At 37.3% G+C, this 23,935-nt stretch carries 23 protein-coding genes; 11 read left to right on the top strand and 12 right to left on the bottom strand.

All coding sequences use genetic code 11. The annotated features are described in order from the left end of the window. Nucleotides 1-43 precede the first annotated feature (43 nt). The 5 genes from nusB to J0L69_06265 form a co-directional block, all read right to left on the bottom strand. Nucleotides 44-979, bottom strand: coding sequence for a transcription antitermination factor NusB (gene nusB, locus J0L69_06285; GenBank protein MBN8692784.1), 936 nt, complete (start codon nt 977-979; stop codon nt 44-46). A gap of 38 nt (nt 980-1,017) precedes the next feature. Next, nucleotides 1,018-2,121, bottom strand: coding sequence for a Glu/Leu/Phe/Val dehydrogenase (locus tag J0L69_06280; GenBank protein ID MBN8692783.1), 1,104 nt, complete (start codon nt 2,119-2,121; stop codon nt 1,018-1,020). A gap of 86 nt (nt 2,122-2,207) precedes the next feature. After that, on the bottom strand, nt 2,208-3,068 hold the full coding sequence (locus J0L69_06275) for a UbiA family prenyltransferase (protein ID MBN8692782.1): 861 nt from the start codon (nt 3,066-3,068) through the stop codon (nt 2,208-2,210). Further along, nucleotides 3,065-3,328 carry a hypothetical protein gene (locus tag J0L69_06270; GenBank protein ID MBN8692781.1) on the bottom strand — a complete coding sequence of 88 codons (264 nt, stop codon included), beginning with the start codon at nt 3,326-3,328 and terminating at the stop codon, nt 3,065-3,067. The genes J0L69_06275 and J0L69_06270 overlap by 4 nt, the downstream gene beginning before the upstream one ends. Then, nucleotides 3,329-4,837, bottom strand: coding sequence for a DEAD/DEAH box helicase (locus J0L69_06265; GenBank protein MBN8692780.1), 1,509 nt, complete (start codon nt 4,835-4,837; stop codon nt 3,329-3,331). 131 nt (nt 4,838-4,968) lie between these two features. On the opposite strand from J0L69_06265, the gene J0L69_06260 reads away from it, so the two are divergent. The 4 genes from J0L69_06260 (at nt 4,969) to J0L69_06245 (ending at nt 7,938) form a co-directional block, all read left to right on the top strand. Beyond that, nucleotides 4,969-6,168 (top strand): pyridoxal phosphate-dependent aminotransferase, encoded by a 1,200-nt coding sequence (locus tag J0L69_06260; GenBank protein MBN8692779.1) that lies wholly within the window; start codon nt 4,969-4,971, stop codon nt 6,166-6,168. A gap of 1 nt (nt 6,169) precedes the next feature. Further along, nucleotides 6,170-6,781, top strand: coding sequence for a GyrI-like domain-containing protein (locus J0L69_06255; protein ID MBN8692778.1), 612 nt, complete (start codon nt 6,170-6,172; stop codon nt 6,779-6,781). A 63-nt stretch (nt 6,782-6,844) separates the two neighbouring features. Beyond that, a complete protein-coding gene (locus J0L69_06250) occupies nt 6,845-7,576 on the top strand; it encodes a rhomboid family intramembrane serine protease (GenBank protein MBN8692777.1) in 732 nt (243 codons plus the stop codon). Nucleotides 7,577-7,590: 14 nt separating this feature from the next. After that, on the top strand, nt 7,591-7,938 hold the full coding sequence (locus J0L69_06245) for a Rieske 2Fe-2S domain-containing protein (GenBank protein MBN8692776.1): 348 nt from the start codon (nt 7,591-7,593) through the stop codon (nt 7,936-7,938). A 2-nt stretch (nt 7,939-7,940) separates the two neighbouring features. Here the strand turns inward: J0L69_06245 and J0L69_06240 are convergent, their stop codons facing one another. The 3 genes from J0L69_06240 to folP all read right to left on the bottom strand — a co-directional run bounded on the left by J0L69_06240 (nt 7,941) and on the right by folP (nt 10,377). Then, nucleotides 7,941-8,738 carry a response regulator transcription factor gene (locus J0L69_06240; protein MBN8692775.1) on the bottom strand — a complete coding sequence of 266 codons (798 nt, stop codon included), beginning with the start codon at nt 8,736-8,738 and terminating at the stop codon, nt 7,941-7,943. Nucleotides 8,739-8,762: 24 nt separating this feature from the next. Further along, nucleotides 8,763-9,440 carry a hypothetical protein gene (locus J0L69_06235; GenBank protein ID MBN8692774.1) on the bottom strand — a complete coding sequence of 226 codons (678 nt, stop codon included), beginning with the start codon at nt 9,438-9,440 and terminating at the stop codon, nt 8,763-8,765. A 79-nt stretch (nt 9,441-9,519) separates the two neighbouring features. Beyond that, nucleotides 9,520-10,377 carry a dihydropteroate synthase gene (gene folP / locus J0L69_06230; GenBank protein ID MBN8692773.1) on the bottom strand — a complete coding sequence of 286 codons (858 nt, stop codon included), beginning with the start codon at nt 10,375-10,377 and terminating at the stop codon, nt 9,520-9,522. Here folP and J0L69_06225 point away from each other — a divergent pair, their 5' ends adjacent. Together J0L69_06225 and J0L69_06220 are read left to right on the top strand one after the other, a co-directional pair. Then, entirely contained in the window at nt 10,378-10,914 is a 537-nt protein-coding gene (locus J0L69_06225; protein MBN8692772.1) for a DUF1599 domain-containing protein, read from the top strand. A gap of 89 nt (nt 10,915-11,003) precedes the next feature. Continuing rightward, nucleotides 11,004-12,323, top strand: coding sequence for a DoxX family protein (locus tag J0L69_06220; GenBank protein ID MBN8692771.1), 1,320 nt, complete (start codon nt 11,004-11,006; stop codon nt 12,321-12,323). Between the two features lie 28 nt (nt 12,324-12,351). Here J0L69_06220 and J0L69_06215 read toward each other — a convergent pair whose 3' ends face one another. Further along, nucleotides 12,352-13,764, bottom strand: a complete 1,413-nt coding sequence (locus tag J0L69_06215; protein MBN8692770.1) for an FAD-binding protein — start codon at nt 13,762-13,764, stop codon at nt 12,352-12,354. 70 nt (nt 13,765-13,834) lie between these two features. Between J0L69_06215 and J0L69_06210 the strand changes: the two genes are divergently transcribed. Both J0L69_06210 and J0L69_06205 read left to right on the top strand, forming a co-directional pair. Beyond that, nucleotides 13,835-14,482: a TatD family hydrolase gene (locus J0L69_06210; GenBank protein MBN8692769.1), complete on the top strand. Its 648-nt coding sequence runs from the start codon at nt 13,835-13,837 to the stop codon at nt 14,480-14,482. A 1-nt stretch (nt 14,483) separates the two neighbouring features. Next, on the top strand, nt 14,484-15,218 hold the full coding sequence (locus J0L69_06205) for a tRNA threonylcarbamoyladenosine dehydratase (protein MBN8692768.1): 735 nt from the start codon (nt 14,484-14,486) through the stop codon (nt 15,216-15,218). A gap of 12 nt (nt 15,219-15,230) precedes the next feature. Here the strand turns inward: J0L69_06205 and J0L69_06200 are convergent, their stop codons facing one another. Beyond that, nucleotides 15,231-15,998: a hypothetical protein gene (locus J0L69_06200; protein MBN8692767.1), complete on the bottom strand. Its 768-nt coding sequence runs from the start codon at nt 15,996-15,998 to the stop codon at nt 15,231-15,233. Nucleotides 15,999-16,072: 74 nt separating this feature from the next. Between J0L69_06200 and J0L69_06195 the strand changes: the two genes are divergently transcribed. Then, nucleotides 16,073-17,653: a peptide chain release factor 3 gene (locus J0L69_06195; protein MBN8692766.1), complete on the top strand. Its 1,581-nt coding sequence runs from the start codon at nt 16,073-16,075 to the stop codon at nt 17,651-17,653. 86 nt (nt 17,654-17,739) lie between these two features. Beyond that, nucleotides 17,740-20,469: a gliding motility-associated C-terminal domain-containing protein gene (locus tag J0L69_06190; protein ID MBN8692765.1), complete on the top strand. Its 2,730-nt coding sequence runs from the start codon at nt 17,740-17,742 to the stop codon at nt 20,467-20,469. Here the strand turns inward: J0L69_06190 and recG are convergent. Then, complete coding sequence (recG, locus tag J0L69_06185; GenBank protein ID MBN8692764.1) at nt 20,466-22,574, bottom strand: ATP-dependent DNA helicase RecG; 2,109 nt, start codon at nt 22,572-22,574, stop codon at nt 20,466-20,468. The genes J0L69_06190 and recG overlap by 4 nt on opposite strands. Nucleotides 22,575-22,662: 88 nt before the next feature. On the opposite strand from recG, the gene J0L69_06180 reads away from it, so the two are divergent. Then, on the top strand, nt 22,663-23,343 hold the full coding sequence (locus J0L69_06180) for a hypothetical protein (protein MBN8692763.1): 681 nt from the start codon (nt 22,663-22,665) through the stop codon (nt 23,341-23,343). Between the two features lie 25 nt (nt 23,344-23,368). Here the strand turns inward: J0L69_06180 and J0L69_06175 are convergent, their stop codons facing one another. Then, a complete protein-coding gene (locus J0L69_06175; protein ID MBN8692762.1) occupies nt 23,369-23,914 on the bottom strand; it encodes a hypothetical protein in 546 nt (181 codons plus the stop codon). Between the last annotated feature and the right edge of the window lie 21 nt (nt 23,915-23,935).

Here is a 23,935-nt window from a genome sequence, read left to right as displayed (position 1 = left end):
GCGGAATTTTAGTGTTAACAATGTATCAACACTTTAAGTAAAATTATTCTTGTAAACCTCTACCTGCCTTCTCAATTTTATTGTCGCGTTTTAATTCGGCAATAATTTTATCAAGTACACCATTCACAAACGTTTTGCTGTTAGGTGTGCTGTATTCTTTGGAGATATCGATGTATTCGTTCAGAGAAACTTTTACAGGAACACTTGGAATATGCAAGATTTCAGCAATTGCCATTTTCATCAGCAACATATCCATGCTGGCGATACGATCCATTTCCCAATTCTTGGTGTGATTTTTAATTAACTCTTCGTAAGAGCTGTTATACTGAATTGTTTTACGGAAAAGCGATGAAACAAATTTCGTATCGTCTTCTCCGTCTTTCAGTAAAGGCATCAATACAAACTTACCTTCAAAAGTTTCAAATGTTCTTATTACAGAATTAAAGGCTAAAAAGGTATCGTCGGCCCAATGAATATTTTTATCTTCAAACAAATGATTCAATAAATCATGCTCACCCAAATGATTTAAAATTAGATTCACTAAAAAATCGCGATCTTCTTTAACGGTATTCTCGCCGCCCGCCATGTAAGACTTATAATCTTCCGAATTACGAATTTCAGTAAATAGCTTTCTTACCAAATCAAAATCTGTTTGCCATGAAATTTTTTGTCTTTCTAATTCTTTTTTAAGCGTTGCGCTTTCTGAAAGAGCTACAAGCAAAGTATTATTTACAAACTTGAGATTAGGATTTAAGTCTTCCTTTGAAGGCAAGCGTTTATTCTTATTCTCATCGATCACTAAATAAGCAGTGTGATGCAAGTCGGTAAATAAAGCCAGAATAGTGAGGTACAAACTATATACTTTATCTAAACTTTTAAATAATTCCTTTTCAAATGCAGCCATATCGGCATTTTCATGCTGATAATAAGAATACAGCATTTGCATTACTTTAATACGGAGGAAACGACGGTTTAGCATAAAGAACGGTTTAAATAAATTAAGTTCGGTTATTTCAATTAGAGTACGGCATTAATTCGTGCAATAGCTTCTATTCTCTTCTCAGCTAAAACATTTGCAGCCATGTAAGTTGGAATTCCTTCAGCCTTTGCAGTCTGAATAACATTCCATGTATTTTCATAAATTTTTTCGGCATGTGCCATTGCTCTCTCACGGTTATATCCTTCCAATTCATAATACACATTGATGATTCCACCGGCGTTTACAACATAGTCAGGCGCATACAAAATTCCCTTTTTGCCAACAGCCTCGCCGTGTTTTTTCTCATCAGCCAATTGGTTATTTGCAGCACCGCAAATCACCTTACATTTTAAACGATTTAAAGTATCATCATTCACAGTAGCACCTAAAGCACAAGGAGCATAAATATCAATATCCAAATCAAACATTGTATCGGCGCTAACAGCTTCCGCTTTGTATTTTTTTACAGCATCCTTCACGCGCTCTTCGCTGATATCGTTAATATAAACTTTTGCGCCTTCTTTAGTTAAATGACTCACTAAACTTTCTCCAACATGTCCGATACCTTGCACTAATACTTTTTTTCCTGATAAACTATCACTTCCCCAAGTTTCTTTCGCACTAGCCTTCATACTCACATAAACACCATAGGCTGTTACAGGTGAAGGATCTCCACTACCTCCCATATTCTCAGGTAAACCGCTTACAAATTCTGTTTCCATGTGAATAATTTCCATATCGCGGCTGCTCATGGCAACATCCTCTGCGGTTATGTATTTACCGCCAAGGCTATCCACAAACTTACCGAAGCGACGCAATAAAGCTTCGTTTTTTACTTTTTTTGCATCACCAATAATAACAGCTTTTCCACCGCCTAAATTTAATCCCGCTACTGAAGACTTATACGTCATCCCACGCGATAAACGAAGTACATCATTCAACGCCTCCATTTCGTTATTGTAATTCCACATACGGGTACCGCCTAATGACGGACCTAATACAGTATTGTGAATGGCAATAATGGCTTTAAGGCCTGTTGCATTATCATTACAAAAAACAATTTGCTCATGATTGTTTAACATCATTTGAGCAATTACGGGGTTTTGAACCAGATTGGTTTCTTTGATATCTTTTACTTCCATAAATGAAGATTGAGCAACAAATTTAGGGTTATTTTTAATGTGAGGAAAAATAATTGAGGGCGAAAAAAGGCGATTTAATCGAATATTTACAGAAGGAAAATATCGAGACAAACGAATACCCCGAAAATAACACTGGCAATGCCATTACTGGTGCCAAATGCCAAATTCACACGGCTTAAATCATTAGGCTTAACAATTAAATGCTGATAGATTAATAAGCCGATAAACACCAATGCACCACAGATATAAAGCCAGGAAAAACCACCGAAATTGTAGGCTAAAATCACCAAAACCGCCGAAACAACATGCATGGCTTCCGATAAACGCAAAGCCTTTGCCTTACCCATTAAAACGGGGATTGATTTTAAACCCTGACTCCGATCAAACTCCTCGTCCTGCAACGCAAAAATGATATCAAATCCACCTACCCAAAAGAACACTAATACCGAAAAAAGTATTGGCAATACATCAAATTGCTCCGTTAAGGCCAAATAGGCTCCGATGGGCGCTAAACCTAAACCTAAGCCTAAAATTAAATGACACAAAGGGGTGAAACGTTTAGTGTAGCTGTAACCCAGAACAACGAACAATGCCACCGGCGATAAATAAAAACAAAGAGGATTGATAAAATATGCACTCACCATAAAAAGCACTGAACTATTGATGGTGAAAATTAGTGCTGAACTCGCTTTAATTTGTCCTGCCGGTATTTCACGAATAGCGGTGCGCGGATTTTTAGAATCAAAATGCCTGTCGATATAACGGTTAAATGCCATAGCGGCACTTCGTGCTGTAACCATACACAACAAGACTAATCCTAATTTCCCCCAACTGAACTCGGCTTTACCGGAATAAATTGCCAGGCAAAAACCAATGATAGCAAAGGGTAGTGCAAAAACCGTATGGCTAAATTTTATGAGTGATAAATATTTATTGACAGTTTTCAGCGGCGCAGAAAAATAAACGCTAGTAAAAATAAAACAGGCAGCGAACTTAAAATCATTCCTATATAACCCAAGGGAAATTTCCGATCATGGATTTCATATTTAGCATCAATAAAAATATTAATGCCTGCAAAAATAAATCCCGTAACAGCCAATAATAACGCAGCCGGCACCGTACGGATGTTTACCAAACATACAGCACCCAATACACCGAACACAATACTCAACATGCCGGCTATTTTATACAATTTGAAAGGATTCATTTACTCAGCGTAAAAATTCATGATACGACGGCGCAACTTACTCGAATAAGATTGATATTGCCAGTCGGTATAATTATTTGTTGCATTTATACACTTACCGAATTGTTTAACACGGTACTTCATTTCCTCGGTAAGCAAATTATACAATTCAAAAGCTTCATCAAACTCTGAAGCATTATCCTTAATGCGTGCAAAATGATCTTCAATGGATTCGTCAATCACCACCTGCGGCTTTAAGCCCTTGCGCAAACAATTCAAATAGCGGTCGCGAACGATAAAAGACTCTTGTGATGAATTAAGAAAACGTTCCTTGATTTCAGGAGGCATATCATAATCATTCTCCAATTCATAATCCCATTCATCTTTATAACGATGTTCGAGATATAAATGTGGAGCAACAAAAACATGTTTCCAATCAATTGGATATTGCCACAAATTAAAACGTCGTGAATTATTTCCTAAATCGAGAATTTTAAATTGCTTTTTAGTAGGCAACACACGACTACCGCGACCAATCATTTGGTGATAAAGTGTTAAGGATTTAGTAGCGCGGTTTAGCATGATAGTTTCAACCGCAGGCTCATCAAAACCGGTTGTTAAAATACTAACAGAACTAAGTACTCCATCGGGTGTATTTCTGAACCACTCCAAAGTTTCGGCCCTCTCACGGTCGCTAAAGGTACTGTCTAAATGACGAACGGGATATCCCTTCTTCTTAAATGTTTCGTAAACAGCGCGGCTCGTTAAAATACCTGCATTAAAAATGAGTGTTTTAGTACCCTTCGCAAATTCCTCATAAGCCTCCAACAATTTACTTTGCATGATGGCTTGTGTATAAAGCAATTCATGAGAACCTACGGTAAACTCACCATTATTCCCAATTCGCAAAGAGCTTAAGTTTACATCATAAGAATAAGTGACACCTTCACATAAATAACCTTGCTCAATTAAATTCGGAATACTTTGTCCGATGATTAAATCGCTGTAAGTTTGATAGAGCGGTAATTTTTTATTGCTGCTTAAAGGCGTTGCTGTAACACCCAGAATATTAATATCATTAAAGTAATGGAATATTTTTCGGAATGAATTGTTATGCGCTTCATCCACTATCACTAATCCGATATCCTCCAAAAACTGATCGTTTTCCTGTAGGCGATTATTCAAGGTTTCAACTAATGCTGTAAAACATTGATAATCGCTTTGGCGTGGCAAATCCTTAACTTCTGAATTGATGATTTTGTTGGAAATTCCCAAATCACTTAATACGTCAGCGGTTTGTCGGCTTAACTCAATGCGATGCGTTAAGATTAAAACCTTACGCTTATATTTTTCAATAAAACGACGCGCTATTTCGGAAAAGATAATGGTCTTTCCTCCGCCTGTTGGCAATTGAAATAATAAATTAGCATTCGGCGGTAAATCTTGAAGTCGGGAAAAAATATTTTCAACGGCTTCTGCCTGGTATGGATATAATTGCCTTGGTTCGGCTGCGATTGGTGCTTCAGTCATAAAAAATCAACCTTCAAATATACGGTTTTATTGAGGGCCTAAGGCAAATTATTTCAACAATTAACTAAAATTATAAGCTGTGGGCAGCCATTTATTATGCTTATATTTGAGGTTTTTTAATTCATAATTACATGCCAGTAATATCCAATAAAGCAAACGAAATGCCGGCATCGCCCATTCGTAAGTTAGTTCCTTATGCCGAAGCGGCGAAGAAAAAAGGTATTAAAATTTATCACTTAAATATCGGACAACCGGATATCGTTACGCCGGATACTTTTTTAAAGGCTATTAAAAGTGCCGATATAAAAGTTTTAGAGTATAGTCACAGTGCAGGTAACGAAAGTTACCGTAAAAAACTTTGTAACTATTACAAAGGCTATAACATCAATATTGAACCAAGTGAAGTAATCATCACCAATGGCGGCTCTGAAGCCATTTCAATTGCTATGATGACTTGCTTTAATCCCGGTGATGAAATTATTATCCCTGAACCTTTCTATGCGAATTATAACGGATTTTCAGTAGCAGCTAATGTTACGGTTAAACCAATTAAGAGCAGCATTGAAAGTGGGTTTGCATTACCTCCTATTTCTGATTTCGAAAAACTAATCACGCCTAAAACAAAAGGCATCATGATTTGTAATCCGGGAAATCCAACCGGATACTTATATACAAAAGCTGAATTAGAAGCCTTGAAAGACTTAGTAAAAAAATACGATTTGTTTTTATTAAGTGACGAGGTGTATCGCGAATTTTGCTATGACGGAAAGGAATACGTTTCTGTTATGCATTTAAGCGGCATCGAAAACAATGTTATTTTATTAGACTCCATTTCTAAACGTTACAGTGCCTGTGGCGCACGCATTGGCGCTATGATAAGTAAAAACAAAGAGGTGATGAGTGCTGCATTAAAATTTGCGCAGGCAAGGTTAAGTCCGCCTTCATACGGACAAATCGGAGCAGAAGCTGCATTAGACACACCGGCTTCGTATTTCGCTGAAGTAAAAAAAGAATACATTGCACGTCGCGATTTTGTGATTGATGCTTTGAATAAAATCCCGGGTGTATTTTGTCCTAAACCAAGCGGTGCTTTTTATTGCATTGCACGATTACCTATTGACAACGCCGACAAGTTTTGTCAGTGGTTATTGGAAGATTTTAATTTCAACCAACAAACTGTAATGTTAGCTCCTGCTACCGGATTTTACTCAACACCGGGCTCAGGAATTAACGAAGTGCGTTTAGCTTACGTTTTAAATCTTAATGATTTAAATAACGCTATGATTTGTTTAAAAGAAGCATTGGCAAAATATCCGGGTAAAACCAATTAAGATGAAAAAAATTCTTTTTGCATTAACGATTTCAGGCCTATTAGCGTCGTGTAAAAACGATACCGATGAAAAAGGCGCTTCATCCAACAATACAACATCCGTTGCAAATACAATCACAACTCCTCCTGCACAGGTTGTAGAGGAAACTCCGGGTATTATTGGTGTGTTTGATATTCCTGAAATTTTAACCCTTGCTATACTCGATTCAGCGAAACAAGAAGATATTGGTTTTAAAATTGGGAAAGCTTACAGCGCTATTGAAGTCGATATCAATAATCTGGGCTTAAGCACAGAAGGCTTACCTCCCGGTGCGATTTATTACAATAATAATCCTGAAAATTTTGTTTTCGAATGCGTTGTTCCAATCAATAAAACACCAAAGGTACAACCAAAAAATTCCACCATTGTTATTCTGGAAGCTACACGCGCGGTAGTTTACAATTATTATGGGCCATATGATAAAATGTTTAACGCTTACGCCGAACTGAAAACTTACCTCGAAAAAAACAAACTGGAGCAATCAGGTGCAGCTCGTGAGTTTTACATTAGCGATGCTACAGTCGAAAAAGACCCTAATAAGTGGTTAAGCAAAATTTACATTCCTGTTAAATAAACTAAATTTTAAAATTTAATTTTTTATTTCCCTTTTTCCATCGGAACTTTATATAACATTCCGATGAAAAATTTCATTTCAAAATCTTTATTGAAAGTTGGAGCTTTTCCGCTCTTATTTGTCGTGTTGATGTGGGCTGTTTTCTTTATTGATCACGCTTTTAATTTACATCTTACACAATTAGGTACTGCTCCTAGAACGATTAAAGGTTTAAGCGGAATTATCTTCTCTCCTTTTTTACACTCCGATCTGGAACATTTAGCATCGAACAGTTTACCGATGCTGGTATTAGGAATGCTCACGTTTTACTTTTACAAACCAATTGCATGGCCTTCGTTCATCTGGATTTATATCATGTCGGGCGTTTGGTTGTGGGTTGGCGGAAGAAACACTCCTACCGGCGATATGTATCACATTGGCGCCAGCGGATTAATTTATGGCGCTGCTGTTTTTTTATTTTTTAGTGGTGTATTTAGAAAACACAAACCTCTTATGGTAATATCCGCTCTTGTTTTGTTTTTATATGGCGGTATGATGTGGGGAATTTTTCCAATTAAACAGGAAATTTCCTGGGAGGCGCATTTGTTTGGTGCCATATCCGGATTAATGGTTGCTTATAATTACCGTAAAGAAGGTCCGCAACGTAAAGAATACGAATGGGAAAATGAAGACGATGACGAAAATGAAATTATTCCTGAAGAAGAAATTTCAGAAATAAATGAAACGCCAACCATCACCTATTATTTCATTCCGAAACAGGAAGAGAATAAGGAAGATGAAAACAAAAAAGAGTAAATTTACTTCTAAGCATGAGTTATCACTGGATTAAAATTTTCGAGAATGAAGATGCAATGCACAACAATTTAATGTTGGGCAAACCTCAATCCATGGTGATAAAAGGAAATAAAATTTGCGTTGCCCGCACCAATGAAGGTGTTTATGCTGTTGCAGATCGTTGTCCGCACAATGGAGCTTCGCTTTCACACGGACAATGCACAGAAAAAGGAGAAATAGTTTGTCCGATGCACCGATATCCCTTTGATTTAAAAACCGGACGAACAACTTCCGGTTTGACCATGAATGTTTTAACTTATCCTATCAAGATTGAGGAAAATGGTGTGTTTGTTGGTATTAAAGCGAAATGGTGGGAGTTGTAGTTTTAATCAACTAGTTTGTTTTTTATCGCGTACGTGATTAACTCCGCGATGTTTTTTGTTTTTGTTTTCTCGAAAATATTTTGCTTATGATTTTCAACTGTATTTTTAGATATCCCTAATAGATGGGCTATTTCCTTGCTTATTAATCCTTTTGCCAACAATTTCACCACTTCAGTTTCGCGTTGCGTAAGTGGCTTTTTTTCATGAAAACGCTTCAGTTCAACCGTTTCTTCATTACAGAAGTATAAAACACTCTCCTTATCATTATTATCAAACACAAACATTGTGCTTTCAGGTTCATTAACTAAATGAGAGCAATCACTTATCAAACAAAAAATATATCGAGGTAAATTATTCTCATATTTAATTTTCGGATAAGATAAAATACGCCAGGTATATTCATTTTTGGAATTCAGCATTCTAAAGAGCATACTGACTTTCACATTATTAATTTCTTTTTGCGTTCGTCGTGCAAAATAATCTGAAATGAACACTGTAAAGGCTTGCATTTTTGCTACGTCCAAAGGATGGAACATTTTTCCAATTTCCATTGGCGAAATCCCAACCCATTCATTTTTATGAAGAGGCGTGGCAACTTCCAGCTCGCCGCCGGCCATAACAATTTTGGACGTCGCAAAATCTCCTATATACCAAAAGCTATCACTCGTAATAAACGAATTGAAACCATCTATCTCGCTTTTGAAAATCTCCCTCCAATTCTTTTTTCCGTCTCTAATTTTCTTCTTGTAAATAGAATCAAAATCATCTTGCGTAACAGTCTCTATTCGTTTCTTCTTCATTTAACTAATCTACAAATACGCATTTTATTCTCCAATTTTCATCAAATCCTGAACGTCTCCCACACTATCCGTTTTAGGCATTGGCGCAATTTTATCTGAAGTTACTATTTTAACAGAAGCTACCTTTGATAAGGTGACGGCAGGACCATACTTAGCAACATTTTGATATTCACCATTTAAATCCTTTTCACGAACATACCCCACAAACTTGTAGCCATTCACATATCCTGTTAAAATATACTCATCTTTACTTACAGAATTTGAGTAATCGGTTCCTTTTTTTGAAAGAAAAAAATCCGCTCCCATTTTCTTATTAAAATCCACAGAGAAAAAATTACTTTCCCCTGTTTCAGGAAAATCCCGATAATTCACAACCTTTGGATAAATTATTTTATTTCCTTTCTTTAAAGGATCATCGCCGGCGTTCGTTAAAAAATAGGACGTAGTCATTGTAAACACCAGCTTCTCGCCTCCATCGCGTATCATAATAATTTCCAAATTATCAAGACCTTCGATACTCTTTGGATCAAGACTAACGGCAAAACTGATCATATAGGCATCATCTGCTCTAATTTTAGCAGGGCTCTCAATCACCTTTTCCTGATCGCTTTTTAAACGAGTTGAAAAACTTACCGAATTATTTTGTTGAGCATACACAGAAACACCCAATACCAATAAGGAACTAAAAAAAAGATTTTTCATGTGACTTAATTTTAAATGATATACCGAAATAACACCATCGGCACTTAAATCACAATAGTAATAAGTTACTATATCAGGACTACACTCGGGAGTACTCTTTTAGTAATTCTATCGCTTGAATTGCTTCCACTACATCATGTACTCGCAATATTTTAGCGCCGTTTAAAAGAGCGATTGTATTTAAAACAGTCGTACCATTTAAGGCGGTAACCGGACTAGTTCCGATTACTTTATTAATCATGCTTTTTCTTGAGAGTCCGGCCAAAACAGGAAAATCTAATTCTGTAAATTGCGAGAGTTGTTTTAAAAGCTGATAATTATGTTCTGTTGTTTTTCCAAAACCAAAACCCGGGTCGATAATAATTTTTGAGAAACCTTTTTCTTTAAGGTTAGAAATTTTCTTTTCAAATTCAGACTTCACTTCATATACTACATCACCATACTCCGGATTTACCTGCATGGTTTGTGGTGTTCCTTTCATGTGCATCATAACATAGGCTACATTCAACTTAGCAATAGTATCGAACATAGAAGCATCCATGTTACCGCCTGAAATATCATTAATAATATCAGCGCCACATTCAGCGGCACGCCGTGCAATTTCTGCCCGGTAAGTATCCACCGAAATAAAAATCTCATTAAATTTTTTACGTAATTCCAGTAAGGGTTGCTGCAAACGCTTCCACTCTTCGTCTTCGCTTATTTCTTTCGATCCGGAACGAGAAGATGCCGCACCAATATCTAAAATCAGGGCACCCTGCTTTACCTTTTCCTCCGCGTCCCTTAAAACATCATTTATTTCGCCATACTTACCGCCATCGTAAAAGCTATCAGGAGTTAAGTTAATAATTGCCATTACCATAGGCTTTTCAAAACTCAGGCTTTTACCATTTATTTGGTATACAATTGGGTTATTTTCTTTAATTTTAGAGCTCATATGCAAACTACAGGAACACAATATGACAAGGCCATAAAGCTATGCAAAGATATCTTTTTAAAGAAAATGAAAGATTATGGCACCGCTTGGCGCAATTTAAGACCAACTTCGTTAACCGATCAGATATTTATTAAAGCGCAACGCATTAAAAGCATCGAGAATAAAGGCACCCAAAAAGTGGGTGATGATATTAAAGGCGAATACATTGGCATCATCAATTATTGTGTTATTTCTTTAATTCAGTTGGAACTTGAAAATGATTCGCGGGTTGATTTACCGTATGATGAAGTAGAAAAACTTTACGATAAATATGTAGCGCAAACCAAGAAATTAATGGAAGATAAAAATCACGATTACGGTGAGGCTTGGCGCGATATGCGAATCAGCTCTTTAACCGATTTGATTTTGATGAAAATTTTCCGTGTTAAACAAATTGAGGATAATAAAGGGAAAACCATTATTTCCGAAGGTGTTGATGCAAATTATATGGATATGTTAAATTATTCGGTGTTTGCTTTGATTAAACTCGACAATTAACAAATATGTTCGTTAAAAAAAATTAAAGACTTTCTTGTTTTTAGTAATTGGTCTAATTTTAGCTATACGATTGCCACAAAACCCATACTATGAAAAACTTTTTATCCTCTAAATTATTTCGCGCCATTTGGTCGATAGGCCTGGCTGCCTTATTTTATTTTATTTGTCCGCCTTGCTTTAGCAAATCTACTTTAGCAATTATTTTAGGTATTTTAGTTTTATTGGTAAATGGCACTCCTATTATCAGTAAATGGCCCTGGTTAACGCACATCGCGCGCATCTTAGTAGGATGTTTATTTATTTTTTCTGGGTTTATAAAAGCCAACGACCCTCTTGGTTTCTCTTATAAATTAGAAGAATACTTTGAAGTATTTAAAGCTGATACAGGTTTAGGTATGTTTGAATGGTTCGCGCACATTGCTCTTCCGTTAGCGATTATTATTTGTGTGAGTGAAATGTTATTAGGTGTAATGCTTTTGATTGGCTACAAACGTGATTTAACATTATGGTTATTGTTCGCGCAAATCGCCTTTTTCACATTCTTGACATTCTACTCGGCTTGCTACAACAAAGTAACACACTGCGGTTGTTTTGGCGATTTCTTAAAATTAAAACCGTGGGAAAGCTTTTGGAAGGATATTGCACTCATGATTTTGATTACACTTTTATTTGCAGGTAAAGAACACATCAATGATTTAACTTTCCCTTCATTACAAGTAACCATCTTTATCATTGGAGCTATTGCTTCTTTTGCCTTCCCGATTTACGCGTACCGCAATTTACCTCCATTAGATTTCCGTGCTTATGCCATCGGAATGAACATTAAAGAAAACATGAAGCCCGGGGCCGATTACCAACCACCTGTCTACGAAACACGCTTTAAATACGAGAATTTGAAAACACATGAGGTAAAAGAATTTGATTTGAAAAATTATCCTTGGGAAGATACCTTAACATGGAAATGGGTTGCGACTGATAACGTATTAACCAAAGAAGCTGTGAATCCACCAAAAATTACAGACTTTACCGTTAACGATGCGAATGGAAATCCTATTACCGATTCATTGCTAAACAATAAAGACTATAGCTTCCTATTGGTTTGTTATGATTTAAAGAAAACGGAAGAAGATGAAAGTTTACACGCAAAAATCAATGACTTCTATACTTTAGCAACGAAAGAAAATAAAAAAATCATTGGCTTAACAGCATCGAGTGCCGAAGAAATCAATGCCTATAAACATGCACATCAAGCCTTGTATGATTTCGCGAGTGTAGATGCAATTGTTTTAAAAACTATGGTACGTAGTAATCCGGGTTTAATTTTAATTAAAGACGGAACCGTCATCATGAACTGGCATCATAACAATTTCCCAAGTTATAGTGAAGTCAAACAGAAATACATGAATTAAAAAAAAGCCCTCATAAGAGGGCTTTTTTTTATTCGAAAATTTTACCGGGATTTAATATCATGTGCGGATCGAAAACTTTTTTGATGTTTTTCATCAAGGCTAACTGATGTTTCGGAAACACTATAGGCATGTATTTTTTCTGTACCAATCCAATTCCATGCTCACCACTGATAGTTCCGCCCAATTCTTTACACAACTGAAATATTTCTGTGATACCCTTTGGTAATTTCATGTTCCAGTCATTATCACTCATGTTTCCTTTAATAATATTCACATGCAAATTTCCATCACCGGCATGTCCGTAACACACCGAATTAAATCCATACTTTTTTCCAATTTCTTTTACGCCACGCAATAATTTCGGAAGTTCAGCGCGCTTCACCACAGTATCTTCTTCCTTATAAACTGAATTACTTTTTACTGCTTCTCCTACTTTGCGTCTTATTTTCCAAAGCGCCGCTTTTTGATCAGCTGTATCGGCAAATAATATTTCGTCGCATTCATGTTGTTGCATTACATTACTGATAACCTCACAATCGGCATACAACACATCCATATTATTACCATCCACTTCCACTAACAACAAAGCTTCCCATTCAGGTTTAATGGTAAAATTAACTTCGCCGGCATATTTGATACTCCAGGCAATGGCATCACGTTCCATAAACTCCATCGCGCTTGGTGTAATGCCCGCTTTAAACACGGCCCCTACAGCTTCACAGGCTTTTTCTGCACTATGAAAAGGAACCAGCATTAACAAGTCGTGCTTTGGTAAAGGAATTAATTTGAAAACAATTTTGGTCACCACGCCTAATGTTCCTTCACTTCCCACAAACAAATGCGTTAAATTGTATCCGGTCGAATATTTTAATGTGTCAGCTCCTGTCCAAATGATCTCACCATTCGCCAATACCACTTCCAAATTCAAAACATAATCACGGGTGGTTCCGTACTTCACTGCTTTTGGTCCACCACTGCTATGCGCGATATTTCCACCTAAACTACAACTTCCCCAGCTGGCAGGATCGGGCGGATAAAACAATCCATGTTTCTTAACTTCTTCCTGAAAAATATAATTAATTACGCCCGGCTCAACGGTACCTTGAAGATTTCTTGTATCGATATCAAGTATGCGATTAAACTTTTCCATACTCAATAATACACCACCTTTTATTGGAAGTGCACCGCCACTTAAACCGGTTCCTGCACCGCGTGTTGTAACCGGAATGCGATGGTGATGGCAATATTTCATCAACTCAGAAACTTGCTCCACATTATAAGGTTTAACAACCACTTCGGGATGGTAACATAAATCCTCCGTTTCGTCTTGTCCGTATTTATCGAGTTGCTCTTTATCTACAGTTACAGCATCCGATCCCAGCATTTCTTCCAGTTCGGCCAGGGTTATTGACGTCACGCTGTTATAAGAAAGTTCAGTCATATTTTATACACTTAATCAAAGTTACTAATATTGTACCGCCGTAATTTTGGACTTAAAGCTAAATTTAAACGTGTTTATTAACATACATACGCATTCGGAAATTTTTGATGCTAAGGTTGAATTAGTGAGCCTAGATGTTGAAGCTACTTCAAAACCCAGTTTATACTCGTATGGCATCCACCCTTGGAAAGTAAATTCGCAATCTGACTTTTTATTTGATGAACTGGAAAGAGTGAGCAGAAACAGGCGATGCATGGCCGTGGGTGAATGTGGCTTAGACAAAAGCATTGATGTAGATTTTGATTTGCAGGAAAAGATATTCATTGAACAAGTGAGATTAGCCAATGAAATTGAAAAGCCTTTAATTATACATTGTGTAAAAGCATTTAATGAGTTAATTGCTATATTGAAAAAGGAAAAAAACAATGTTCCTGTCATCATACACGGTTTCAACAATAATTTGAATATTGCTGAGACTTTACTTAAAGAAGATTATTATTTGTCGTTCGGAAAAGCATTATTAACAGAACAATCGAATGCATCGGAAGTGATTAAACATGTTGGCCGTAAAAGACTATTTTTAGAAACCGATGATGCTAAAGTTTCTATTAAATATATTTACAAAAAGGCTTCCGAATTATTAGGTATTGATGAAGCCATACTACAAGATCAATTAAGAAACAATTATCAAAGTGTGTTTAAGGAGGAAATAATGTAACATGGAAACTGCCTGGATGGAACGTACCCAACTTTTAGTGGGTAAAAAAGGAATCGAAAAATTATTGAACGCCGATGTTTTGGTGGTTGGCTTGGGTGGCGTTGGCTCTTATGCTGCTGAAGCGATTGCACGAGCCGGAGTTGGCAACATGACTATTATTGATGGTGACATGGTTGACCCAACTAACCGTAACCGTCAGTTACAAGCACTCTCCACAACACATGGAATGAGCAAGGCCGAATTAATGGAACAACGCATTAAGGCTATTAATCCTGAAATTAATCTAACAGCGATTAAAGAATTTCAAACACCTGAAATGATGAAGGAAATTTTGAAAAAGAAATACACTTACATCATTGATGCCATTGATAGTATTTCTCCAAAACTTCATCTGATTCAACACGCTTATTACAATGGTCGTCGCATTATTTCTTCGATGGGTGCCGGCGGCAAAATGGATCCTACAAAATTGCTGGTCGACGATATTTCTAAAACTGATATTTGTCCGCTTGCGCAATACGTAAGAAAACGTTTGAAATACATGGGGATTTACAAAGGTGTAAAATGCGTTTATTCAAAAGAATTACCGGCAAAATATTCTATTATGCGAACAGACGGCAGTAATTTTAAAAAATCGGCATACGGAACTATTTCTTATTTACCGGCTGTATTCGGGTTTACCTGCGCTTCAGTGGTTATTCGCGATATTGTAGAATGGAAAGAGATTAAGTACTAATCTTTCAAGACCTTATTGAATATTCACTCTGTAAGAAGAGCTGATACTTCCAACCATATAATATTTTCTGCTCGCTACGGCATTCGCATTAATTTTATAAGAGATAAAATTAATGTATGGAAAAGATGTAGATCCTTGCTTTTTTACCGCGTTGATTTGCGATGATGTAAAATTACAAATACCGCTTGTTGCTCCTACTGTTTGCTTTTGAATCGCCGTTGAATCACCGCTTAACATAACCACTACCGAATCTGCGTTTAATGCTCCGCTAAACGTAACGTTATATGGATTGTTTTTTGGAATCATGGTATTACTTGTTAAAGCTGCAATAGTAGGAAAGGTCGTACTTGTATAGGTAAATGCCGGTACATTTGTGTTTCCCGAAACATTCCAAACAAACCCGCTTCCGTATTGAATTCCGGAAATTGGCTGACCATTTATCGGTTTCCCATTATATAAATATGAACCGGAACCCTGTTTAATCAATACAGAATCGTTGCATTTAACCACGCCTGCATCCACATAATTATAGTTTCCGGGAGCTGTGTAAAAAAAAGCAGAAGCTTTCCCTAATTGCGTTATGTAAAAATTAGTGAATTCATGATCAGTTACCGTTGCCATCAAAACACCATCTGCATCAGAAGGAATATTGATAAAAAAAACGGGAGCAGCCGGATTTGTTGTAGGAGGTGTAACAGGCGTTTCATCCTCTTTTGTTTCTTTCTTTTTACAGGCAAATCCTGCTAACAAAACCAGTGCTATTAAGGCTAAATTTTTCATGCAAAGTAAATTTAGTAATTTTTTAATTACACTCTGAAATCCCGTTTTATTATTTATCTTTGCCCCTTCGAAAAATGACCACACAAGAGGAAATAAACCGCCGACGCACCTTTGCCATCATCGCTCACCCCGATGCCGGTAAAACAACTTTAACCGAGAAATTATTATTGTTTGGAGGGGCTATTCAGTCGGCCGGAGCTGTTAAGTCAAATAAGATTAAAAAGTCAACGACTTCCGATTTCATGGAAATCGAGAAACAAAGAGGTATTTCGGTATCCACTTCCGTAATGGCTTTTGATTATAAAAACTATAAAGTAAATATTTTAGATACACCGGGGCACGAAGATTTTGCTGAAGACACTTACCGTACTTTATCGGCAGTAGACAGTGTTATTATGGTTATTGATTGCGTAAAGGGTGTTGAGCCGCAAACGCGAAAACTTCTGGAAGTTTGCCGCATGCGCAATACACCGGTGATTGTTTTCATTAACAAATTAGACCGCGAAGGACAAAATCCATTCGATTTATTGGATGAGATTGAAAAAGAATTAAAGATTAAGGTTTGTCCGCTTACCTGGCCAATCGGTATTGGAAAATCATTTAAAGGTGTTTATGATCTTTATAACAAATCATTGAATTTATTTCAGGGAGAGAGCAAAACAAAAGTTGAAGACACCATTGAAATTAAAGATTTACACACCGGAGAAATTGAGAAACATATCGGACAAGATTTCTCCGAACAATTGCGTGCTGATGTAGAATTGTTAGACGGTGTATATGACAAACTGGATAAAGGAAACTATTTAAAAGGACAGATTAGTCCGGTGTTTTTTGGTAGCGCGGTAAATAACTTTGGTATTAAAGAGTTGTTAGATTGTTTTGTGGAAGTAGCGCCATCGCCCAAAGAAAGAGAAACAGATAAGGGAATTGTAAAACCGGAAGATCCTAAGTTTAGCGGATTCATTTTTAAAATTCACGCGAACCTTGATCCAAAGCACCGCGATCGCATTGCCTTCTTAAGAATTTGTTCAGGTAAGTTCGAAAGGAATAAATATTACACGCTTGTAAGAGGTAAAAAAGAACTTCGCTTCAGTAATCCTACCGCTTTCATGGCGCAGCAAAAATCGATTATCGACGAAGCATTTCCGGGTGATGTGATTGGATTGTATGATGCCGGTAATTTCAAAATCGGAGATACCTTAACCGAAGGCGCTGAATTTAATTTTAAAGGCATTCCTAGTTTCTCTCCAGAATTATTTCGTTACGTTACCAATCTGGACCCGATGAAAACCAAACAACTTCAAAAGGGATTAGAGCAATTAACGGATGAAGGTGTGGCGCAATTATTTACACGCAAAGTAGACGGAAGAAAAATCGTTGGTACGGTTGGTGCATTACAATTTGAAGTTATCCAACATCGATTAAAAGCCGAATACAATGCAACGGCCAGCTTCGATCAAATTAATCTATACAAGGCCCTTTGGATTAGTTGCCCTGATAAGAAAAAACTGGAAGCTTTTATTCAAGACAGAGCTGCCCACATTGGTATAGATAAAGAAGAAAGACCGGTCTTTTTAGCCGAATCGGCCTGGTTATTACAAATGGCGCAAGAAAAATTCCCGGATATACAATTCCACGTCAAAAGTGAATTTTAGGTGATTTAGATTACCACTTATTGAACCAGGGCTGCCGCCTATTAAAACACTACCTTTTCCATTCATAAAAGCTTATCTTTGATAGAGTGAAAATCGGTTCGGATTCATACTTAAAAAAGAATATTAAAAGCCTTAGAGTGTTATTTCTTTTACTAAGCTTTTTATTTGCCTTAAAACCTACGTATTCTCAATGTTTAGGTTTGTCAATGCAGGCATCTAACCAACCTCTGAATTGCTTAACTGGCTTAACAAGCGGAACTGTAACATTGAATAACGGCACTCCACCTTTCACGTATACTTGGTTGCCTTCCGGAGGGAATTCATCCGTAGCTGTTAATTTGTCTCCTAACACTTATACCATATTAGCAAAAGACGCATTAGGCTGCACAGGCTTTACTCAACTCATCATCATAAACAGTACCGGAATAACTGTACAAATGAATCCTATTCCATTCATGTTGAATTGTAATGGAGATTCAAATGCGCAGATAATTGCGAACGTCATAAATGCAACACCACCTCTGTCTTATTCTTGGACACCGGCTGCACCGAATTCAGCAACCATAACGAATCTTAGTGCCGGGGTATACAGCTTAATAGTTACAGATGGAATTGGATGCAAACACACCGCAGCTACTACCATTGCCGAACCACCGCCAACAACGCTTAGCATAAATAGTACCGCATCGGGTTGTACCCTTATAAGCACAAACGCTACAGTAAGCGCAACCGGTGGAACTCCACCTTTTACTTACACATGGATGCCTTCTCCTATTACAAATTCTGTTTACAACAATATTCCAACAGGTAATTATACTGTAACATCAAAAGATGCTAATGGGTGTTTAAATAGTCTTACTACAAGTATTAATCCTCCTGCACCCTTGCAAAATAGTTTTACGCTTGGACACGTTTCATGTCATTCTTTTTCAAATGGTGTAGCTGTTTCCAATGTTACAGGTGGAAGTCCGGCATATTCCTATACCTGGCTCCCCATGAACACAAATGCTTCCAGTACATCAGGACTAACGGCCGGCAACTATACCCTCATTGTAAAAGATGTAAAAAACTGCAGCATTACCCAAACCTTTGCTATTACTCAACCTCCTCCCATCTCTTTAAGTATTTCTCATACCGATGAGTTTTGTATTAATGCCGATGGTAGTGCCACCGTTACTGTAAATGGCGGCACAGCACCCTATTCTTATACTTGGACAACAAGTCCTGTACAATCCTCTTCGGTTGCTACCAATCTATCTACAGGAAATTATACGGTTTTGGTTAAAGATTCTAAAGGTTGTACCGGACAAGGTTTTGTAACAGTTGGAAATACCAGTAACATGACCGCCTCCTTTACAAACATTTCTAATGTAACCTGTAATGGAACCTGTAACGGTTCGGTTACCGCGGCAATTACAGGCGGAACAGGCCCTTATACTTACAGCTGGACCGGCGTAAGTAATGGAACAACGCAAGCTGTGAGCGGATTATGCAGCGGAACCTATAGTGTTAAAGTTACCGACTCCGGTGGATGTTATACAACCGGTACAGTAAACATTACCGAACCTAGCGCGTTGAGTTACTCGGTTAGTGGCATCAATAGTATTTGCTCCGGTAGCAACACAATTTTGAGTGCCAGCGTTACCGGTGGTAGTCCTGGGTATACTTACAACTGGCAACCCGGAAATTTAAACACAGCAAGTGTAACCGTAAACCCGATTGTTACAACCGCCTATACCTTAACCGTAAGTGATTCTAAGGGCTGTACCGGAACTCCCAAAACCTATTCTGTTATTGTAAGCGCTCCATTAACTTTAAATACCGGCGCCACCTCACTTACTGTTTGTCCGAATGTAAATACCTCGATCACAGTGAATGCTAATGGAGGAGATGGCAACTATCAATACTTATGGTTACCTGGAAATATTACCACAAATACATTAAGCGTTAATCTATCGGGAAGTAATGTTTATACCATAACCATTAAAGATGGTTGTGGCTCTACTCCTGTAAGTAGCACAGTAAGTGTAAATGTATTTCCGATTGCTAATCCGAATTTCACGGTAAATAATACAAGTGGCTGCGAACCCTACTGCGTGCAATTTAATAATCTAACGACCGGCACCACTACGGCATTATGGACATTCGGTGATTTTTCTCCTCCTGTGCAAGGACCTGCCGTGACGCATTGTTATCAAAAAGGTGGAGTGTATAGTGTGATGTTAACCGTAACCAATCAGTTTGGCTGTAAAAGTTCTGTTATCAAAAATAATTACATAACCGTTTATGACAGACCATTGGCAGATTTTGTTCAGAAGCCTGAAGAAATTACACTTAACAACAACGATGCGCTTTTTGAAAATGCGTCCTTAAATGCAACAGGATTTATTTGGAGTATAGATAGTGTATTTATTAGTTCACAAAAAGATTTGCAATATACATTTACGCAAGAAGGATGCTATCAAATTCAATTAATAGCAGGCAATGGAAACGCTTGCAGAGATACAACAACGCGATTAGTTTGTGTAACAAGTGGGTTTAATTTCTGGATGCCCAAAGCATTTTCACCTGATGAAGATGGGATAAACGATTTTTTATTACCGCAAGGAACCGGATGGGTAACGGATGGTTATACCTTTGAAATTATCAGTCGTTGGGGCATGAGTGTTTTTAAAACAAATGATGTGAATGCCGCGTGGGATGGGAAAATGGGAGGCGCTCCTGTTACGGATGACATTTACACCTGGCGTGTTTTTGTTAAAGATATTTATGATAAAGAACATGAATTCATGGGGCATATATTAATTATGCGCTAACCCACCTTTGCCCAACTCGGACGATTCTTCGCGTTAAGTATCAAATTCTTTTCTAATACTTTATTCTTCTCCAATTTCAAATCAGCATCTTCATTCAAAACAGTTTGCGCTGCGGCTCTGGCCATTTGGAGTATTTGTCCGTCGTGAACCAAATCCGCAATTTTTAAATCTAACACGCCGCTTTGTTGTGTGCCTTCTATATCGCCGGGACCGCGCAATTTTAAATCCACTTCACTAATTTCAAAACCATCATTTGTTCGTACCATTGTTTCCATACGCGTACGGCTATCGGCTCCTAATTTATAAGAGGTCATTAAAATACAGAAAGATTGTTCGGCACCGCGACCTACTCGGCCGCGTAACTGATGTAATTGAGATAAACCAAAACGTTCAGCACTTTCAATAACCATAACGGAAGCATTCGGTACGTTCACACCTACTTCGATAACTGTTGTAGCTACCATGATTTGTGTTTCGCCCTTTACAAACCGTTGCATCTCAAAATCCTTTTGCTCCGATTTTAATTTTCCATGCACAATACTGACTTGAAATTGCGGCGGTGGAAATTCTTTTACGATATCATCATATCCCTTTTGTAAATTTTGTAAATCGAGTTTTTCACTCTCTTTAATCAACGGATAAACAACGTATACCTGTCGGCCCAAAGCGATTTGTTCCCGCATAAAACCAATCATACGCAAACGTTGCGGCTCCATAAAATGCATAGTTTTTATTGGCTTTCTACCGGGCGGCATTTCATCAATTACCGAGGTATCCAAATCACCGTAAAATGTCATTGCCAAAGTGCGGGGAATTGGCGTTGCTGTCATAATCAGAATATGTGGAGGCACTTTCCCCTTCTCTCTTAATTTAGCGCGTTGTGCTACACCAAAACGATGTTGCTCATCAATTACAACCAATCCTAAATTTTTAAACTGCACAACATCTTCTATCAGCGCATGCGTTCCTATTAAAATTTGCAAATCGCCGCTTTGCAATTGAGCTAACAATTCTCTTCTTTCCTTTTGAGTTGAAGAACCGGTGAGCAGAGCAACTTTAATTCCTAATGGAAATACCAATTCGCTAATAGTAACAAAATGCTGATTAGCTAAAATTTCAGTAGGTGCCATTAAACAAGCCTGATAATTATTATCGAGCGCAAGCAACATACTTAAGAGTGCCACTAAAGTTTTTCCACTGCCAACATCCCCTTGCAACAAACGATTCATCTGATGACCGCTTCCCATATCGGTCCGAATTTCCTTCACCACACGTTTCTGCGCATTTGTGAGTTGAAATGGAAGATGCTTGTTGTAAAAACCATTGAAATAATCACCAACCTTCGAAAAAACTGCACCGGGTACAGTTTTGACTGTTTGATGATGCAATCGCAATAATTTTAACTGCACATAAAACAACTCTTCGAATTTTAATCGGTATTGCGCTTTTTGTAATTGTAAATTATTATCCGGAAAATGAATTTGTTTGACCGCCTCGTTTTTCGACAACAGCTTGTAATCATTCATTACTTCCGCCGAAAGAGATTCTTCAATGGCATCGCCCGGAATTTGCGCCATTAGTTGCTTCATTAGTTTACGAATGCCTTCGCTGTCGAAACCTTTTGTTTTTAATTTTTCTGTCGAAGAATATACCGCTTGAAAAGCCGACTTAAGTGCCATGTTTTCCTGATTGGCCAATTCAATTTCAGGATGTGCGATATTGAAACGACCTCCGAATCGTGTTGGCTTTCCAAAAATAATGTACTCGGTTTGGGTTTTTAATTTATCGGCCATCCATTTGTGACCCTGAAACCAAACTAGTTCGATGATACCTGTATTATCTCTGAAAACGGCCACTAAACGCTGAGCACGCTTTACACCCACCGTGGTTAAACTCTCAATAACTCCTCGTAATTGAACATATGGCAAATCTTCACTTAAATCCTTTACGCTTTGAAATTTGGTTCGATCGACATAACGAAACGGGTAATGCGTAATTAAATCGCGGAATGTAAACACACCCAATTCGGTTTTTAACACATCAGCTCGCTGCGGACCTATTCCTTTCAGGTATTCGATGGGAGTATCTAAAAACGCACTTGCCATTAGTAGCTTAAAATTACTACAAGTGTATTGTTAATACAATTATCCGTTATTTAATTATAAACATTGTTTTAGCAAGTAATTTTGATTTGTGAAGCGCATTTTTTGGATAATTATTTTAACTGTTACAACTGCTTTCATCAATAAAAGCAAAGCTCAGCTCTTTGACAGTCTTCAACAAATTATCAAAAGCAAAGCCTCAATTGATTTGCGTTTAGAATCACGCTATTCATTTATAAATAACGAACTGGCAGCCATTAACGGCATTAGAATTGGTGCTTCATTCAGAAGAAAACTTCGCTTTGGCGGTGGCATTAGCTGGCTGAAAAGCGATTTGTACGACGATATCTATATGCCAAACTCCAATGGTGATTTAATTTCAAATAGAAAATTTCTACGATTAGGTTATGTTTGCTTGTACGCCGACGTAGTATTTTACAAAACAAAAAGATGGCAGGTTAGCGTTCCAATTCAAACCGGTTTAGGCTTATCCTGGTATCAGTTTAATGACAGCTACAATTTAAATAGTCAGCCAAAATATTTCTTATGGATTTACGAGCCCGGAATTTCCACACATTTCAAAATTTTCAAATGGCTTGGCTTAGGTATGGACGTCAATTACAGATTTACTCTTAAGAATAATAAAAACATCAGTGAGCAATTTAGCAGTCCGACCTATGCCTTAAAGTTTTTATTTTGGGCGGATCAATTGTTTTACGATTTGTTTCCGAATTCAAAAATCACAGAAAAACGCGGACCCGCACACTGGTAGAAAATAATGTATGACCGATACTACTTTAACCTCTCTTTAAATAGGATTTAATTTCGCGAATAACTTCATACGCTTCTTTATCGCTTAATTGCATTCCGAAAGTAATTGTTTTTGCCATGTATTGAAATTGAATGCGCTCTCCGCCCTTAATCCAAAAGCTTTGATTAATAGTATCGGCAAAACTGGCGTGACTTAATTCAATCAATTTCACTTCATTTACTAAATCAAGTTCATACTCCTTGATTTTTCCTTTTCCGTTAATCTCCTTTTGTAAAAATAACTTTCCGCTCTTTAACCATACCTTTTCGCGACCAAACTTCTTCCAAATCCAGGCTCTGGCAATTTTATATTCGAAATAAAACCAGAAAGACAAATAAATGATGATAAACAACTTTGCGTCTTGATTATTCAATTTAAAGTAATTCATGAATACAATCACACCACAGCCTGTCCATGCCAATAACCACAACAACATTAAATTCAATTTTTTCTTGTCGGTAGTAGGCAACATCACAACGCTTAACACATTGTCTTTTTCCTGAACACTTACCCTTTCACTAATTAATTTCATTGGGTTTTATATAATAAAAAT

This window comes from Bacteroidota bacterium, assembly GCA_017303905.1.
Lineage (GTDB): Bacteria > Bacteroidota > Bacteroidia > B-17B0 > Aurantibacillaceae > JAHEYG01.
Note: the sequence above shows the minus strand (reverse complement) of the source record. Positions and strands in the feature narration are given on the sequence as shown.